Annotated in this window: 12 protein-coding genes; 11 read left to right on the top strand and 1 reads right to left on the bottom strand. The window is 42.2% G+C overall.

Annotated features, from left to right (window positions below; translation table 11 throughout):
* Positions 1-26: 26 nt before the first annotated feature.
* The 11 genes from ansB (at position 27) to kdsB (ending at position 13,957) form a co-directional block, all read left to right on the top strand.
* Positions 27-1,070, top strand: coding sequence for an L-asparaginase 2 (gene ansB / locus Xish_RS02080; protein ID WP_099116491.1), 1,044 nt, complete (start codon positions 27-29; stop codon positions 1,068-1,070).
* Between the two features lie 921 nt (positions 1,071-1,991).
* A complete protein-coding gene (serC, locus tag Xish_RS02075; protein ID WP_099116490.1) occupies positions 1,992-3,080 on the top strand; it encodes a 3-phosphoserine/phosphohydroxythreonine transaminase in 1,089 nt (362 codons plus the stop codon).
* Between the two features lie 91 nt (positions 3,081-3,171).
* Complete coding sequence (aroA, locus tag Xish_RS02070) at positions 3,172-4,458, top strand: 3-phosphoshikimate 1-carboxyvinyltransferase (RefSeq protein ID WP_167383202.1); 1,287 nt, start codon at positions 3,172-3,174, stop codon at positions 4,456-4,458.
* A 172-nt stretch (positions 4,459-4,630) separates the two neighbouring features.
* Positions 4,631-5,317 (top strand): (d)CMP kinase, encoded by a 687-nt coding sequence (gene cmk, locus Xish_RS02065; RefSeq protein WP_099116488.1) that lies wholly within the window; start codon positions 4,631-4,633, stop codon positions 5,315-5,317.
* Between the two features lie 192 nt (positions 5,318-5,509).
* Positions 5,510-7,183: a 30S ribosomal protein S1 gene (gene rpsA / locus Xish_RS02060; RefSeq protein ID WP_099116487.1), complete on the top strand. Its 1,674-nt coding sequence runs from the start codon at positions 5,510-5,512 to the stop codon at positions 7,181-7,183.
* A 74-nt stretch (positions 7,184-7,257) separates the two neighbouring features.
* Positions 7,258-7,548 carry an integration host factor subunit beta gene (gene ihfB, locus Xish_RS02055; RefSeq protein WP_045969974.1) on the top strand — a complete coding sequence of 97 codons (291 nt, stop codon included), beginning with the start codon at positions 7,258-7,260 and terminating at the stop codon, positions 7,546-7,548.
* Positions 7,549-7,769: 221 nt separating this feature from the next.
* Entirely contained in the window at positions 7,770-10,121 is a 2,352-nt protein-coding gene (locus Xish_RS02050; RefSeq protein ID WP_099116486.1) for a ComEC family protein, read from the top strand.
* Positions 10,122-10,156: 35 nt separating this feature from the next.
* Complete coding sequence (gene msbA, locus Xish_RS02045) at positions 10,157-11,905, top strand: lipid A ABC transporter ATP-binding protein/permease MsbA (protein ID WP_099116485.1); 1,749 nt, start codon at positions 10,157-10,159, stop codon at positions 11,903-11,905.
* Positions 11,902-12,897, top strand: coding sequence for a tetraacyldisaccharide 4'-kinase (gene lpxK, locus Xish_RS02040; protein WP_099116484.1), 996 nt, complete (start codon positions 11,902-11,904; stop codon positions 12,895-12,897). Before msbA ends, lpxK begins: the two co-directional genes overlap by 4 nt.
* A 127-nt stretch (positions 12,898-13,024) precedes the next feature.
* Positions 13,025-13,204 carry a Trm112 family protein gene (locus Xish_RS02035; RefSeq protein WP_099116483.1) on the top strand — a complete coding sequence of 60 codons (180 nt, stop codon included), beginning with the start codon at positions 13,025-13,027 and terminating at the stop codon, positions 13,202-13,204.
* A gap of 3 nt (positions 13,205-13,207) precedes the next feature.
* Positions 13,208-13,957, top strand: a complete 750-nt coding sequence (gene kdsB / locus Xish_RS02030) for a 3-deoxy-manno-octulosonate cytidylyltransferase (protein ID WP_099116482.1) — start codon at positions 13,208-13,210, stop codon at positions 13,955-13,957.
* A gap of 124 nt (positions 13,958-14,081) precedes the next feature.
* Here kdsB and elyC read toward each other — a convergent pair whose 3' ends face one another.
* On the bottom strand, positions 14,082-14,900 hold the full coding sequence (gene elyC, locus Xish_RS02025) for an envelope biogenesis factor ElyC (protein WP_099116481.1): 819 nt from the start codon (positions 14,898-14,900) through the stop codon (positions 14,082-14,084).
* Positions 14,901-15,046 lie beyond the last annotated feature (146 nt).

Raw genomic sequence — 15,046 nt, 5'->3', positions numbered from 1 at the left:
ATAGCTTTTTTACAAGAGGTTGAATAATGAAAAAGACTAAAATAACAGCAATAGCCGGTTTTCTGGCTTTAGTTAGCGGTTCTGCTTTCGCTTTGCCAAATATTACTGTTTTGGCAACAGGAGGCACAATTGCTGGGGGTGGTGAATCGGCAACTCAATCTAGCTATACCGCCGGTAAAGTAGGTATTGATTCGTTGCTGAATGCTGTACCAGCAATTAAAAATCTGGCTGATTTGAAAGGCGAACAGGTTGTTAGCATTGGTTCTCAGGATATGAATGACCAAGTATGGCTGACTCTGGCGAAAAAAATCAATGCAGATTGTGATAAAACCGACGGTTTTGTAATCACTCACGGCACTGATACTATGGAAGAAACCGCTTATTTCCTGGATCTGACCACACAATGCCAGAAACCTATCGTGATGGTTGGCGCAATGCGTCCATCTACTGCGCTGGGTGCTGATGGTCCATTGAACTTGTACAATGCGGTTGTGGTTGCTGCTGATAAAAACTCAGCAAACCGTGGTGTGCTGCTGGTGATGAATGACTCCGTGATCCATGGTCGCGATATCAGTAAACTGAGCACAACTGAAGTTCAGGCGTTTCAGGCTGTGAATGCAGGTGCACAGGGCTTCGTTCACAATGGTAAAGTGCACTACTATTCTGCGGCACCAGTAAAAGCGAACAAAGCCGCTTTTGATGTGAGCAAGCTGGATAAATTACCAAAAGTAGGTATCGTTTATAACTACTCCAACGCTTCTGATTTGCCAGCGAAAGCGTTCGTTGAAAATGGTTATCAAGGCATTGTTAGTGCAGGTGTCGGTAATGGTAACATTTATAAGTCTATTTTTGACACACTGACTAAAGCAGCTAAAGAAGGTGTTGTTGTTGTTCGTTCCAGCCGTATTCCTTTTGGTTTTACAACTCAGAATGCGGAAGTTAACGACAGTAAATATGGCTTTGTGGCTTCAGAGCGTTTGAATCCACAGAAAGCCCGCGTGCTTTTGCAATTGGCTTTGACACAATCTTCTGATGCAGAAAAAATTCAGGAAATGTTTAATAAATATTAATTTCCGATTGAAGTATAGAAAGGCGCTTTTGATGCGCCTTTTTATATTTTTAATTCTATTGATTTAGTTGGCGTATTAATTTTCCACAAACGCCTTAAAAATCTTGAATTTTTCTAGGTGTACCATCACGGCCATTATAAACTGAAACATCAATACACTTATTTTTTAGGTCATGCATTCAAAGCGTTGATCACCCTCAAACATAAAATTCACTCTTTCACTTGTTAATATTTTTTGGGGAGGCTTGCTACTCCATGTGCCATTTTTTAGAGATAACGAATCTAATTCCAGAATAGAGTCGGTGCTATTTTTGATACTAATAAATGCTGAGCTAAGTGCACGAATAGAAAATGTAGATAAAAACAATAACATAATGAAAATTAGATAGGATAATGTAGAGGAGTTTATTTTTTCATTTTCTATGCTCCTTTAGCATGATTGTAACTTATTGATATATTTTACTGATTAATTTAATTAATCAGTGATTCAATTTTGAAGGGGGAAGGTGAGTTTGTGTTGAAAGGTTTTTTATTGCTTCGAGAAAAGGGTATATTTGAAAATATTGGTTGATTTTGTCAAGGATTTATTTAAATAAGTAATGTGGTTTTGATGCAATAAATTTTTTTAATTTTATGATTTAAATGTTTTCGGTGAGGGGGTGTTTTATTGTTGGTATCCTAAGTTTGTTTTTATTTTGAGTATTAAGCAAGGACGATATTATCCAGACTTTATTTTTTTGGTTTTTTGTTATTTGGATTATAGTTTATTGCGTTATTTGTAATAAGGTGATCTATCAGTGGATTATGCGGTAGCTAGCAATTGTAGTTTACGATAAATGTTTAATAATTATTGCAGCGGCAAGGCGGGAGTGATAAAACCAATGCGTCCGATTTTATTGTATCCATTAATAGGGTGAAGTTAATGAGTCAGGTATATAATTTCAGCGCTGGCCCTGCTATGTTGCCAGCAGAGGTATTACGACGTGCAGAGCAGGAACTTTGCAACTGGCACGGTTTGGGAACATCGGTGATGGAAATCAGCCACCGCAGCAAAGAATTTATGGCTGTGGCGGCCGAAGCAGAAAAAGATCTCCGAGATTTATTAACAATACCTGAGAACTACAAGGTGCTGTTTTGTCACGGCGGTGCACGTGGGCAATTTTCGGCGTTACCACAGAATTTATTAGGTGGCAAAACGACCGCAGATTATATTGTGAGCGGCTACTGGTCTGAATGTGCCGCGAAAGAAGCAGCAAAATATTGTACGCCAAATGTTATTGATATCAGGGCAGAAAAAGACGGCGTTAAAAGTGTGAAGCCAATGAGTGAATGGGCTTTGAGCAGTGATGCGGCCTATGTTCATTATTGTCCTAATGAAACCATTGAAGGCATTGCCATTTTTGAAGAGCCTGATTTCGGTGATGATAAAATTGTCATTGCCGATTATTCTTCAACCATTCTCTCTGCATCAATTGATGTTAGCCGTTATGGTGTCATTTATGCAGGGGCACAAAAAAACATTGGGCCTGCTGGGATTACCGTCATTATCATCCGTGAAGATCTTTTGGGTAAAGCACATCAACATACGCCATCTATTCTGGATTATACTGTGCAGGCTCAATACGACTCTATGTATAACACCCCTCCGACATTTGCATGGTATCTGTCTGGCATGGTATTCAAATGGTTGAAAGAACAGGGAGGGCTACAAGAGATCAGCAAACGTAATCATGCAAAAGCCGAACTTCTTTATCATGCAGTTGATAGCAGTCAGTTGTATATCAACCGTGTTGCCCCCCAGAACCGTTCTATCATGAATGTACCATTTCAACTGGCTAATCCTGCGTTAGATGGTCAGTTTTTGGAAGAAGCCTATGCGCACGGGTTGCATGCATTGAAAGGGCATAAAGTTGCAGGTGGCGCTCGTGCTTCTATCTATAACGCCATGCCTTATGAAGGAGTAAAAGCCTTGGTTGAGTTTATGGCTGATTTTGAACGCCGCAACGCATAACTTTTTATCATCGGGAGGGGTAGACCTCCCGATCTCAAAATCCTCAATTTATCCTGACAACTAAAATCATATCCGGAGATCCCTCTCTATTATGCAATCCCTGACGTTACAACCTATTTCCCATATTAATGGAACAATTAATTTACCTGGCTCTAAAAGCGTTTCTAACCGCGCTTTGTTACTTGCTGCTCTCGCTAAGGGAACAACCCGACTAACCAATTTATTGGACAGCGATGATATTCGTTACATGCTTAATGCCCTGACTGCATTGGGTATTTCTTATCATCTCTCTGCTGATCGTACTGTTTGTGAAGTTGATGGCATCGGCGGGGGCATTACGGATAAAAAGGAATTTGAATTATTTCTGGGGAATGCAGGTACAGCGATGAGACCACTGGCTGCGGCGTTGTGCTTAGGTGACAACAGCGTGGTATTGACCGGTGAACCTCGTATGAAAGAGCGCCCGATTGGTCACTTGGTTGATGCGTTGCGTCAAGGAGGAGCAAAAATTGATTATCTTGAGCAGGAAAATTATCCACCTTTACATATCAAAGGGGGATTTTTAGGCGGAAAAGTTACCGTTGATGGTAGTGTTTCCAGCCAGTTCCTGACCGCTTTGTTGATGGCTGCTCCATTGGCAAAAAACGACACGGAAATTCGCATACAAGGTGATTTGGTTTCTAAACCTTATATTGATATTACATTGGCATTGATGAAAAGTTTTGGTGTCACGGTAGACAATGAACAATATCAGGTTTTTCACATTCAAGGCCAACAGCAATATTTGTCTCCGGGGCAGTATCTGGTCGAAGGAGATGCTTCATCGGCATCTTATTTTTTGGCAGCGGCGGCAATTAAAGGTGGCACCGTTCGTGTCACGGGCATTGGCAGAAATAGCCTGCAAGGGGATACAAAATTTGCCAATGTGTTGGAACAGATGGGGGCAACTATTCGTTGGGGGGATGATTTTGTCGAATGCGAACGCGGTACATTAACAGGTATTGATATGGACATGAATGCTATTCCTGATGCGGCAATGACAATTGCAACCACTGCACTGTTTGCACAGGGAGAAACCGTTATCCGCAATATCTACAATTGGCGGGTAAAAGAAACTGATCGGCTAAATGCAATGGCAACTGAATTAAGGAAAATAGGTGCTGAAGTAGAAGAGGGGGATGATTATATTCGAGTTTCTCCGCCAGAAAAGCTTAATCATGCTGAAATTGAAACCTATAATGATCACCGAATTGCGATGTGTTTCTCATTGGTGGCTTTGTCGGATACTCCAGTCACCATCCTTGATCCAGGTTGTACTGCAAAGACATTCCCAGATTATTTCAATCAGCTTGAAAAACTCAGCCATTACGCCAAATAGATGGAGAAGCAAAACTAGGTAAAGGATAGAAATAAATGGGTCTTGCCTGTTTCTCTCATTTGCTGAGCGCGTATAATAAGACAGGTTTTTATTGCTTGCTAATTAAGCAGTTTTTTACATTCGGTAAATGACCTGTCTGTTATACGAATGTTATGCGAAAAGGAGGATAATGATGGCGGCGATAGCCCCAGTAATAACCGTTGATGGGCCAAGTGGTGCTGGCAAGGGAACACTATGTCAGGCATTGGCGGAAGCGTTAGATTGGCAGTTGCTTGATTCTGGTGCCATTTATCGTGTATTGGCACTGGCTGCCATCCATCATCAGGTGGATATCCAGTCTGAAGACGCACTGGTTCCTCTGGCTGCAAATCTGGATGTTCGTTTTGTGCCGGCAAATGGCAAACTCCGGGTTATTCTGGAAGGCGAAGATGTCAGCAATGAAATTCGTACCGAAACCGTTGGAAATACGGCTTCACAGGCGGCAACATTCCCACGTGTCCGTGAAGCTCTCTTACGTCGGCAAAGAGCCTTCCGTATTGCTCCTGGGCTGATAGCCGATGGTCGCGATATGGGAACAGTCGTATTTCCGGACGCGCCAGTGAAAATATTTCTTGATGCAAGTGCGGAAGAACGCGCCCGCAGACGTATGTTGCAGTTGCAGGAGAAAGGTTTTAGTGTTAACTTTGAGAATCTTTTGTCCGAGATACAAGAACGGGACTTCCGTGATCGCAATCGAGCAGTTGCGCCTTTAGTGCCTGCACAAGATGCATTGATTTTGGATTCGACCAGCATGTCTATCGAAGAAGTGATTGATAAAGCACTGGCTTATGCGAGAAACACGCTGGAAATACCCGCATAATCTTAATTTTCTCAAATACACTATTGCAGTCGTGTATCGAGAAGATGTATATAGAATTCTAGTGTATTGGTAGTGAAATATTCTGGTACACTAAAACACCTTGTAACAGGGAAAAGTTGCGAGGTATGTAAAACAACCCCATTCGGCTGGAAGCTAAATGGACGTTAATTAAAAATCTTGAAGATCATAAACATGACAGAATCTTTTGCTCAACTCTTTGAAGAATCCCTACAGGTTATCGAAACTCGTCCAGGTGCCATCGTTCGTGGTGTTGTGGTTGCTATCGATAAAGACGTTGTATTGGTTGACGCAGGCCTGAAATCAGAATCTGCAATTCCTGTAGAACAATTCAAAAATGCTCAAGGTGAGCTGGAAATCCAAGTTGGCGATGAAATCGATGTAGCTTTGGATGCGGTAGAAGATGGTTTCGGTGAAACTATCCTGTCTCGTGAGAAAGCGAAACGTCACGAAGCATGGCTGATGCTGGAAAAAGCATACGAAGAAGCTGAAACTGTCACTGGTATTATCAATGGCAAAGTAAAAGGTGGCTTCACTGTAGAACTGAACGGTATCCGTGCGTTCCTGCCAGGTTCACTGGTTGATGTTCGCCCAGTTCGTGACACTGCTCACCTTGAAGGCAAAGAGCTTGAGTTCAAAGTCATCAAGCTGGATCAGAAACGCAACAACGTAGTTGTTTCTCGTCGTGCAGTTATCGAATCTGAAAACAGCGCAGAACGCGATCAATTGTTGGAAAACCTGCAAGAAGGCATGGAAGTTAAAGGTATCGTTAAGAACCTGACTGACTACGGTGCATTCGTTGATCTGGGCGGCGTTGATGGCCTGCTGCACATTACTGATATGGCTTGGAAACGTGTTAAACACCCAAGCGAAATTGTCAATGTGGGCGATGAAATCACAGTTAAGGTGCTGAAATTTGACCGTGAGCGTACCCGCGTATCTCTGGGTCTGAAACAACTGGGTGAAGATCCATGGGTAGCAATCGCTAAACGTTATCCAGAAAGTACTAAACTGACTGGTCGCGTAACTAACCTGACTGATTACGGCTGCTTCGTTGAAATCGAAGAAGGCGTTGAAGGTCTGGTACACGTTTCAGAAATGGATTGGACCAACAAGAACATCCACCCATCCAAAGTTGTTAACGTTGGTGATGTTGTGGAAGTTATGGTTCTGGATATCGATGAAGAACGTCGTCGTATCTCTCTGGGTCTGAAGCAGTGTAAAGCTAACCCTTGGCAGCAATTTGCTGAGACTCACAACAAAAACGATCGTGTTGAAGGTAAGATCAAGTCTATCACTGACTTTGGTATCTTCATCGGTCTGGACGGCGGCATCGACGGTCTGGTTCACCTGTCTGATATCTCCTGGAACGTTGCAGGTGAAGAAGCAGTTCGTGAATACAAGAAAGGCGACGAAATCGCTGCTGTAGTTCTGCAAGTAGATGCAGAGCGTGAGCGTATCTCCCTGGGCATCAAACAACTGGCAGAAGATCCATTCAACAATTACCTGTCTGTAAACAAGAAAGGTGTGATTGTTACTGGTAAAGTCACTGCAGTTGACGCAAAAGGTGCTACAGTTGAATTAGCTGACGGTGTTGAAGGTTACCTGCGCGCATCAGAAGCTTCTCGTGACCGCGTTGAAGATGCAACTCAAGTTCTGAACGTTGGCGATGAAGTTGAAGCTAAATATGTTGGCGTTGATCGCAAAAACCGCGTAATCAACCTGTCTGTTCGTGCAAAAGACGAAGCTGATGAAAAAGACGCTATCTCTTCTGTGAACAAACAAGAAGATACAAACTTCGCTAACAATGCAATGGCTGAAGCTTTCAAAGCAGCTAAAGGCGAATAATCTAAGTCAATAACGACGGGTAATATTCTCTATAAAAAGAGTATTACCCGAATACGGTAGTTTAGGGAGGTACTATGACCAAGTCTGAATTAATCGAAAGACTTGCAGAGCAGCAATCTCACATGCCGGCCAAAGCCGTTGAAGATGCAGTGAAAGAAATGCTTGATCATATGGCAGAAACACTAGCCGCAGGTGAACGTATTGAAGTTCGCGGATTCGGCAGCTTTTCTCTTCACTACCGGGCTCCGCGTGTGGGTCGTAATCCAAAAACAGGTGATAAAGTGGAGTTGGATGGTAAATACGTTCCTCACTTTAAACCCGGTAAAGAATTGCGTGACCGCGTGAATATCTATAGCGATAGCTAAGAGATATCAGTTATTACTTAATTAAACTAACGGCACCCCAGGGTGCCGTTTTTTGTGTCTTTGGTTTTTGTGATAATAGACGTATTTTTTTGAATCGTTTTCTCTGCTTAAAAATTAATTTGTGAAGCGACTCCACGGTAACATTTCTCTGACTAGCAGTCAGAACCACTATGTAATAATCTCTCTCGTGTGAATGGAATATCAACACAGAGGCATAATGGATGCAGCCTATAATATTTTATCTTTTTACCTATTTATTCACCATTTGGCGAAAACCGACGCCATTGATCAGTCTAAATTTGGTTGCATTAGTCATTATATTGGGAATTTTTCCCTTATTATTCCTTGCAGAGCTTCCCCAACAAAAAATTATCCCATATCTGGTTATTATTGCATTTTGTTTAATTTTTTTTCCTTATAAAATCATGCGGCTAATATCATTAGGGTTATGGGCATTTATTTTTGGATGTTGGCATGGTCATCATATATTGGCACAAGTCACTTATTTCAGTGAAACATCCCGCACTGCAAACGTTATGATTGATAGTGTATCGTTGAAAAATAATATGAAGGGGGATGATAAAAAGGCACGTTATCGTATTAGGCTGATTGAGAGTGATGGGAAATATATTATTCCTGCCTTATATGCGTCAGTATTATGGAACTCTCAAGAGTTGTTATGTGCCGGTCAAAAATGGCAGGTAACAATGAAACTCAGGCCTGTTCATGCCCAATTAAATCACGGTAGTTTTGATAGCCAACGATATTCACTTTCTATTCGCCAGCCATTGAATGGAAAAATTATTGAGGCAAAACCACTCGATAAAAATTGTAACCTTCGACAAGATTTCATTAATAAATTGTTGCCAGAAATTCAGCCATTAAAACAGGCTGGTATTGCATTAGCACTTTCGTTTGGTGAAAGGGAATGGTTGGATAAATCTACTCGGTTGCTATTACAGCAAACAGGTATTGCCCATCTGATGGCCATCTCAGGGCTGCATATTGCAATGGCCAGCTTATTTGGCTGGAGTTTTGCAAGAATGGCGCAATTTTTCTTTCCTGCAAAATGGATTGGGTTTCGCTTTCCATTGATCATGGGCTGGTTAACCGCAATGCTGTATGGATGGTTGTCTGGTTGGGGAATTCCAGCCGTTCGGGCAATATTGGGACTAACCTTGTGGATTTATTTGCGGTGGAAAAGCCGGCTTTGTTTTTCATGGCAATGGGCTTTATGGAGTGCCGCACTTATTTTATTTTTCGATCCTTTGGCAATACTTTCTGATAGTTTCTGGCTCTCATTTACTGCGGTGATGGCATTGTTATTTTGGTTTTATTGGATGCCTTTGTCAGGCAAAGTGCGTCATGGTTTGTGGTGGTCATGGCTGCGCGGGTTGCATATACAGTTGGGCATGATGTTAATGTTGTTACCGTTGCAACTTTTGTTATTTCAGGGTGTTAATATTGCATCACTGGTGGCTAACCTATGGGCTGTTCCGATTATCTCTTTTTTATCTGTTCCATTGGTTATGTTGGGAATAGTTTGTAACTTTTTTCCGATTATTCAGCCACTTTTATGGCAACTTGTGGATTACAGTATCTTATTTGCGTTGGCACCTTTACCTCCCTTGACGCACTCATGGCTTGAAACAGGGCACTATCCTATTGTCATGACGCTGGTAGGCTGGTTTTTCGTTGTGATCTGGCGTTTAGGTTGGTGGAAGTCTTATAAATGGTTGTTGGGGGTTTGCATAGGGATCATTGCTTGTTACTCCAAGCGTTCCAATAATGATAATTATCAATGGCGTTTTTCAATGCTGGATGTGGGGCACGGATTAGCTGTGGTCATTGATAAGGGAGGGAAAGCGATTGTTTTTGATACAGGTAATCGCTGGGAAACGGGCAGTATGGCAGAAAAAATCATTGGGCCTTATTTACGTTGGCATCGGTTAACACCAGAGCAAATAATCCTGAGCCATGATCATTTGGATCATACTGGAGGAATGGAATATCTCATTGAAAAATATCCCGATAGCCAAATTAGAAGCCCTTCGCTAAATCAGGCTCATTTGCCTTGTATCCGTGGTGAGAAGTGGACATGGCAGGGACTAAATTTTGCAGTTCTCTGGCCACCAGAAAAAACAGAGATCGTTGGTAACAATCAATCTTGTGTGATCCGCATTGATGACGGTAAATACAGTCTATTGTTAACGGGAGATTTGGAAAAGCAGGGTGAATACCGCTTATCGGAGCTTGAGAAACATCACCTGAATGCAACAATACTACAAGTCCCTCATCATGGGAGTAATACCTCTTCTACCTCGGTATTTATACGCAAGGTGATGCCTCAATATGCTTTGGCTTCAGTTGCACGCTATAGCCCGTGGAGACTACCTTCCGTAAAAGTGAAACAACGCTATAAAAATGCTGGAATTGAGTGGCATAGCACAGCAGTTTCTGGTCAGATAACCGGCTATTTTTATCGCGATCACATTAAATTAAAAGGTTATCGACAACAAATAATGTCACGGTGGTATCATCAGTGGTTTGGTATTCGTGGCGATCATGAGTAGAATGATTCGCTATTTCTTTTGGTTTTGGTAACTCAATAATGAATGATAAAGACCTTTCTACCTGGCAGACCTTTCGCCGATTGTGGCCGATCATCACTCCCTTTAAGGTCGGTTTGTTAGTCGCGGCGGTTGCACTAATTATTAATGCTGCCGGTGATACATTGATGCTTTCCTTGTTGAAGCCTTTGCTTGATGAGGGTTTTGGCAAGGCCGACATTAGCGTATTGAAGTGGATGCCACTGGTTGTTATCGGATTGATGTTGTTGCGTGGCATATCTGGTTTTGTATCAAGTTATTGTATCTCTTGGGTATCAGGCAAAGTGGTTATGCAGATGCGTCGTCGTCTGTTTAATCATATGATGGGAATGCCTGTTTCCTTCTTTGATCAGCAATCCACAGGAACTTTGCTTTCTCGCATAACATACGATTCAGAACAGGTTGCTTCCTCTTCCTCCAGCGCATTAGTCACAGTGGTTAGGGAAGGGGCATCAATTATTGGCCTGTTTATACTGATGTTCTATTACAGTTGGGAACTCTCCCTTATTTTGATTGTCATTGCACCGATAGTTGCGGGAGTTATTCGCCTTGTTTCTGTGCGCTTTCGTAATATCAGTAAAAATATGCAAAACAGCATGGGAATGGTGACAACCAGTGCTGAACAGATGCTGAAAGGGCACAAAGAAGTTTTAATTTTTGGTGGTCAAAAGATTGAAACTGAACGTTTCAACAAAGTCAGTAACCATATGCGCCAGCAGGGTATGAAAATGGTTTCTGCTGATTCCATTTCAGACCCGATTATCCAGCTTATTGCTTCTTTTGCATTGGCATTTATCCTGTATGCGGCCAGTTTCCCTGAAATTATGGGCGCCTTAACCGCAGGGAAAATTACGGTTGTGTTTTCATCTATGATTGCCCTGATGCGCCCGTTGAAGTCCCTGACTAACGTTAATGCCCAATTCCAACGTGGTATGGCTGCATGCCAGACTTTATTTACTATCCTGGATATGGAAAAGGAAAAGGATGACGGTAAACTGGAAATCAAAAAGGCAAAGGGCAATATTGAATTCCGTGAAGTCACATTCTGTTATCCAACTAAAGATCATCCGGCATTGAAAAATATTTCCATGACGATCCCAGCAGGAAAAACGGTTGCATTGGTTGGACGCTCAGGCTCAGGTAAATCGACAATTGCCAATCTCCTTACTCGTTTTTATGACGTAAATGAAGGGGAAATAGTACTAGATGGTCATGATCTGCGTGAATATACGTTAGCTTCACTGCGTAACCAAATTGCGTTGGTGTCGCAAAATGTCCATCTATTCAATGATACGGTTGCCAATAACATTGCTTACGCTAGCGAAGGGCAATTTAGTCGTGAAGAGATAGAGCGTGCGGCAGAGATGGCTTATGCAATGGATTTTATTAAAAAGATGGATAATGGCCTTGACACCATGATTGGCGAAAATGGCGTTTTGCTTTCTGGGGGGCAGCGTCAGCGTATCGCGATTGCCCGTGCTTTATTACGTGATTCTCCAATTTTGATTTTGGATGAAGCAACTTCTGCATTAGATACGGAGTCTGAACGTGCAATTCAGGCTGCATTAGATGAGTTGCAGAAAAACAGAACTTCATTAGTCATTGCTCACCGTCTTTCTACTATTGAAAATGCTGATGAAATTATCGTCATTGAAGATGGAAATATCATGGAAAAGGGTAACCATGCGACGCTGTTGCAACATGATGGGGCATATGCACAATTACATAGGATGCAATTTGGCCAATGATTGAGCGCATATGGTCGGGCCGCTCATGGCTTTACATCATATTATTACCATTATCAGCCCTTTATGGGCTGGTAAGCAGCTTGCGTCGTTTAAGCTATAAACTAGGATTGAGTCGTTCCTGGAAAGCTCCGGTGCCTGTTGTTGTTGTCGGTAATTTGACGGCAGGAGGAAATGGTAAAACTCCGGTTGTCATTTGGCTGGTTGAACAGTTGCAGCAAAAAGGTTACAGGGTTGGCGTTGTTTCGCGTGGTTATGGCGGGAAGTCGGAACATTACCCGCTATTCCTTACCGATGAAGTGACGACGGCACAAGCGGGAGATGAACCTGTTTTAATTCGTCGCCGTACTGGTGCACCTGTTGCAGTGGCACCAAAGCGAGCCGAAGCCATTCAGGCATTATTGGCACGCACTCCGGTAGATATCGTAATTACTGATGATGGCCTCCAGCATTATGCTTTACAACGAGATTATGAGATTGTAGTAATTGATGGCGTTCGTCGTTTTGGCAATGGTTGCTGGTTGCCCGCCGGCCCTATGCGAGAATTAGCAGGACGCTTGAATAGTGTCAATACCATCATTGTTAATGGTGGAACACCAGAAACCGGTGAATTACCAATGACCCTAAAAGGCAATTTGGTCGTTAATTTGCTGACTGGGGAAACACGAAAAGTCACTGATATTTCCAATGGCATTGCGATGGCTGGGATTGGTCATCCCCCGCGTTTTTTTGCAACATTGCAGCAATTAGGAGCTAATTTACAGAAAACACATGCTTTTTCTGATCATCAGGCGTACGAAAAATCTCAATTATTAGCTCTGGCAAATAGTGATCAAAATTTATTGATGACAGAAAAAGATGCAGTTAAATGTTTCCAATTTGCGCAACCTAACTGGTGGTATTTACCTGTACACGCTGAATTTCCAGAGGAAAAAGGGCAAAAGGTATTGGATGATATCTGTACCTTACTTCCAGAATTAAATACTCGCCAATAATATTGGGTTATTCTCACAATACCAAACAAAATAAGGGAAATTAAACAAAGCAACAAAGTTAACGGTAATACATGGCTTGTGGTATTCTGAGCCACATCAAATTTAGGACCCGTTACTTGGGGGATATATGGATCACCGTTTACTCGAAATCATTGCTTGTCCGCTATGTCATGGCAAACTCAGTTATGATAAAGAAAACTTTGAACTGATTTGCAAGTTTGATCGTCTCGCTTTTCCCTTCCGTGATGGCATCCCTGTATTATTAGAGAATGAAGCACGTGTCTTACCTACAGAGGAAAAGCAATAACCCATGTTTACCGTTATCATTCCGGCACGTTTTTCCTCAACCCGTTTACCTGGAAAACCATTGGCTGATATTCATGGTAAGCCAATGGTGGTGCGTGTGATGGAACGGGCTGTTCGTTCTGGTGCTAATCGGGTTATTGTAGCGACAGATAATCAAGAAGTTTTTGATGCAGTGACTGCCGCAGGCGGTGAAGCTTGCATGACAAGCGAAAACCACCATTCAGGCACAGAGCGTTTGGCTGAGGTTATCGATAAATACCAATTTGCTGATGATGAAATTATTGTAAATGTTCAGGGTGATGAACCCCTTATCCCTGAAAAGATTATCAAGCAAGTGGCTGATAATTTGGCTGGCAGTGATGCAGGGATGGCAACGCTTGCCGTGCAGATCCAAGATGCGGAAGAGGCATTTAATCCTAATGCGGTCAAAGTCGTGATGGATTCGCAAGGTTATGCCCTCTATTTTTCTCGCGCGACTATCCCGTGGGAACGTGATCGTTTTATGCAATCAACTGGGACGATCGGCGACCATTTCTTACGCCATATTGGAATTTATGCGTATCGGGCAGGGTTTATTCGGCACTACATTCAGTGGGAACCAAGTCCATTGGAAAGTATCGAAATGCTCGAACAATTAAGGGTGCTTTGGTACGGTGAAAAAATTCATGTTGCAAAAGCACTGCAAGCGCCTGGTGCAGGTGTTGATACACCAGAAGATTTGGAAGCCGTCAGAAAAGTTTTTGCTACGCTTTGATTTTCTTGCCTGATATGGCGATCAATTGGGTACGATTTAAAAGAGAATGCGGTAACGTTAATACCGCATTCTCTTTTCCTCTCTTCTCGTTACGTTTCACTTCCAATGCTGGTGTTACTTCTCATTAGCTTTTTTTCTGAAAATCCTTTGATTTTTCAATGCTCATATCCTGATTTACAGGTTTAATATCCTGCCAGATACGCCCTAATGTCTCATACCAGGCACGCTCAGTGTGTGATAGATAGTAGGAGGAAGGAATATATTTTTCCCAAGAATATAAAGGTGTTGTGACAGCCAACTGATTAGCAGGGCCTGCAATTGGATGCAGACCTCGTTGTGCAAAAAACTTGAGAGATCTTTCCATATGATTGGCAGAAGTGACAAGAATGAAAGGTTGTTGCCCGACGACTTTTTCAACTTCGGTAGCTTCTTCTTCTGTATCCAAGGGTTTCTTTAATGCTATGGTGTCTTCTACAGGAATGCCCAGTGATTGTGCTACCATAGCAGCAATTTCGGCACTACTAATGGCATTAACGCCTTTACCACCAGTAAAAATCATTTTAGCACCAGGATTAAGATGATATAACCGAACTCCCTCCGTCACTCTGGGTAAGCTATTATTAATAAGGTTGGCGCTGGGAGCCCATTGAGGGTTATAAGTAAAACCACCGCCAAGAACCACAATATATTTTACGGGAGTTATAGGTGTTGTGTCTGGTTCATAGCGCTGAACATATTCTCCCTCGACAGGGAGTAAAAATTTATCCGCGATAGGTTGTAAACTAAATAAAAGTAATGCCACCCAACTAAGTGATAAAATAGTTTTCCCTATTTTTTGCCAGCGAGTGAACCAGAGTAATAGCAGGGCTGCAAAAGAGACGATAATAATCAACGGCAAAGGCATTAATAGTGAGCCGATATATTTTTTTAGCAGAAATAACATTGATTGGCCTTGGGTTGGTTAAATTACAATCGCGCAATGGCGAATTTAAGGCTAAAAGTAGTTAATTAAATGATTATTGTGCCAAAATAATAGTAGTAAAAATAGCAGTAGATAGCATAACTACTCAATAGATAAATTAAACTTAG

This window comes from Xenorhabdus ishibashii (genome assembly GCF_002632755.1).
Classification (GTDB): Bacteria; Pseudomonadota; Gammaproteobacteria; order Enterobacterales; family Enterobacteriaceae; genus Xenorhabdus; species Xenorhabdus ishibashii.
Note: the sequence above shows the minus strand (reverse complement) of the source record. Positions and strands in the feature narration are given on the sequence as shown.

Excerpts from the sequence above, each read along its gene's own strand:
- ansB (WP_099116491.1), top strand. The coding sequence starts at position 27 with ATGAAAAAGACTAAAATAACAGCAATAGCCGGTTTTCTGGCTTTAGTT.
- serC (WP_099116490.1), top strand. The coding sequence starts at position 1,992 with ATGAGTCAGGTATATAATTTCAGCGCTGGCCCTGCTATGTTGCCAGCA.
- aroA (WP_167383202.1), top strand. The coding sequence starts at position 3,172 with ATGCAATCCCTGACGTTACAACCTATTTCCCATATTAATGGAACAATT.
- cmk (WP_099116488.1), top strand. The coding sequence starts at position 4,631 with ATGGCGGCGATAGCCCCAGTAATAACCGTTGATGGGCCAAGTGGTGCT.
- rpsA (WP_099116487.1), top strand. The coding sequence starts at position 5,510 with ATGACAGAATCTTTTGCTCAACTCTTTGAAGAATCCCTACAGGTTATC.
- ihfB (WP_045969974.1), top strand. The coding sequence starts at position 7,258 with ATGACCAAGTCTGAATTAATCGAAAGACTTGCAGAGCAGCAATCTCAC.
- Xish_RS02050 (WP_099116486.1), top strand. The coding sequence starts at position 7,770 with ATGCAGCCTATAATATTTTATCTTTTTACCTATTTATTCACCATTTGG.
- lpxK (WP_099116484.1), top strand. The coding sequence starts at position 11,902 with ATGATTGAGCGCATATGGTCGGGCCGCTCATGGCTTTACATCATATTA.
- Xish_RS02035 (WP_099116483.1), top strand. The coding sequence starts at position 13,025 with ATGGATCACCGTTTACTCGAAATCATTGCTTGTCCGCTATGTCATGGC.
- kdsB (WP_099116482.1), top strand. The coding sequence starts at position 13,208 with ATGTTTACCGTTATCATTCCGGCACGTTTTTCCTCAACCCGTTTACCT.
- elyC (WP_099116481.1), bottom strand. The coding sequence starts at position 14,900 with ATGTTATTTCTGCTAAAAAAATATATCGGCTCACTATTAATGCCTTTG.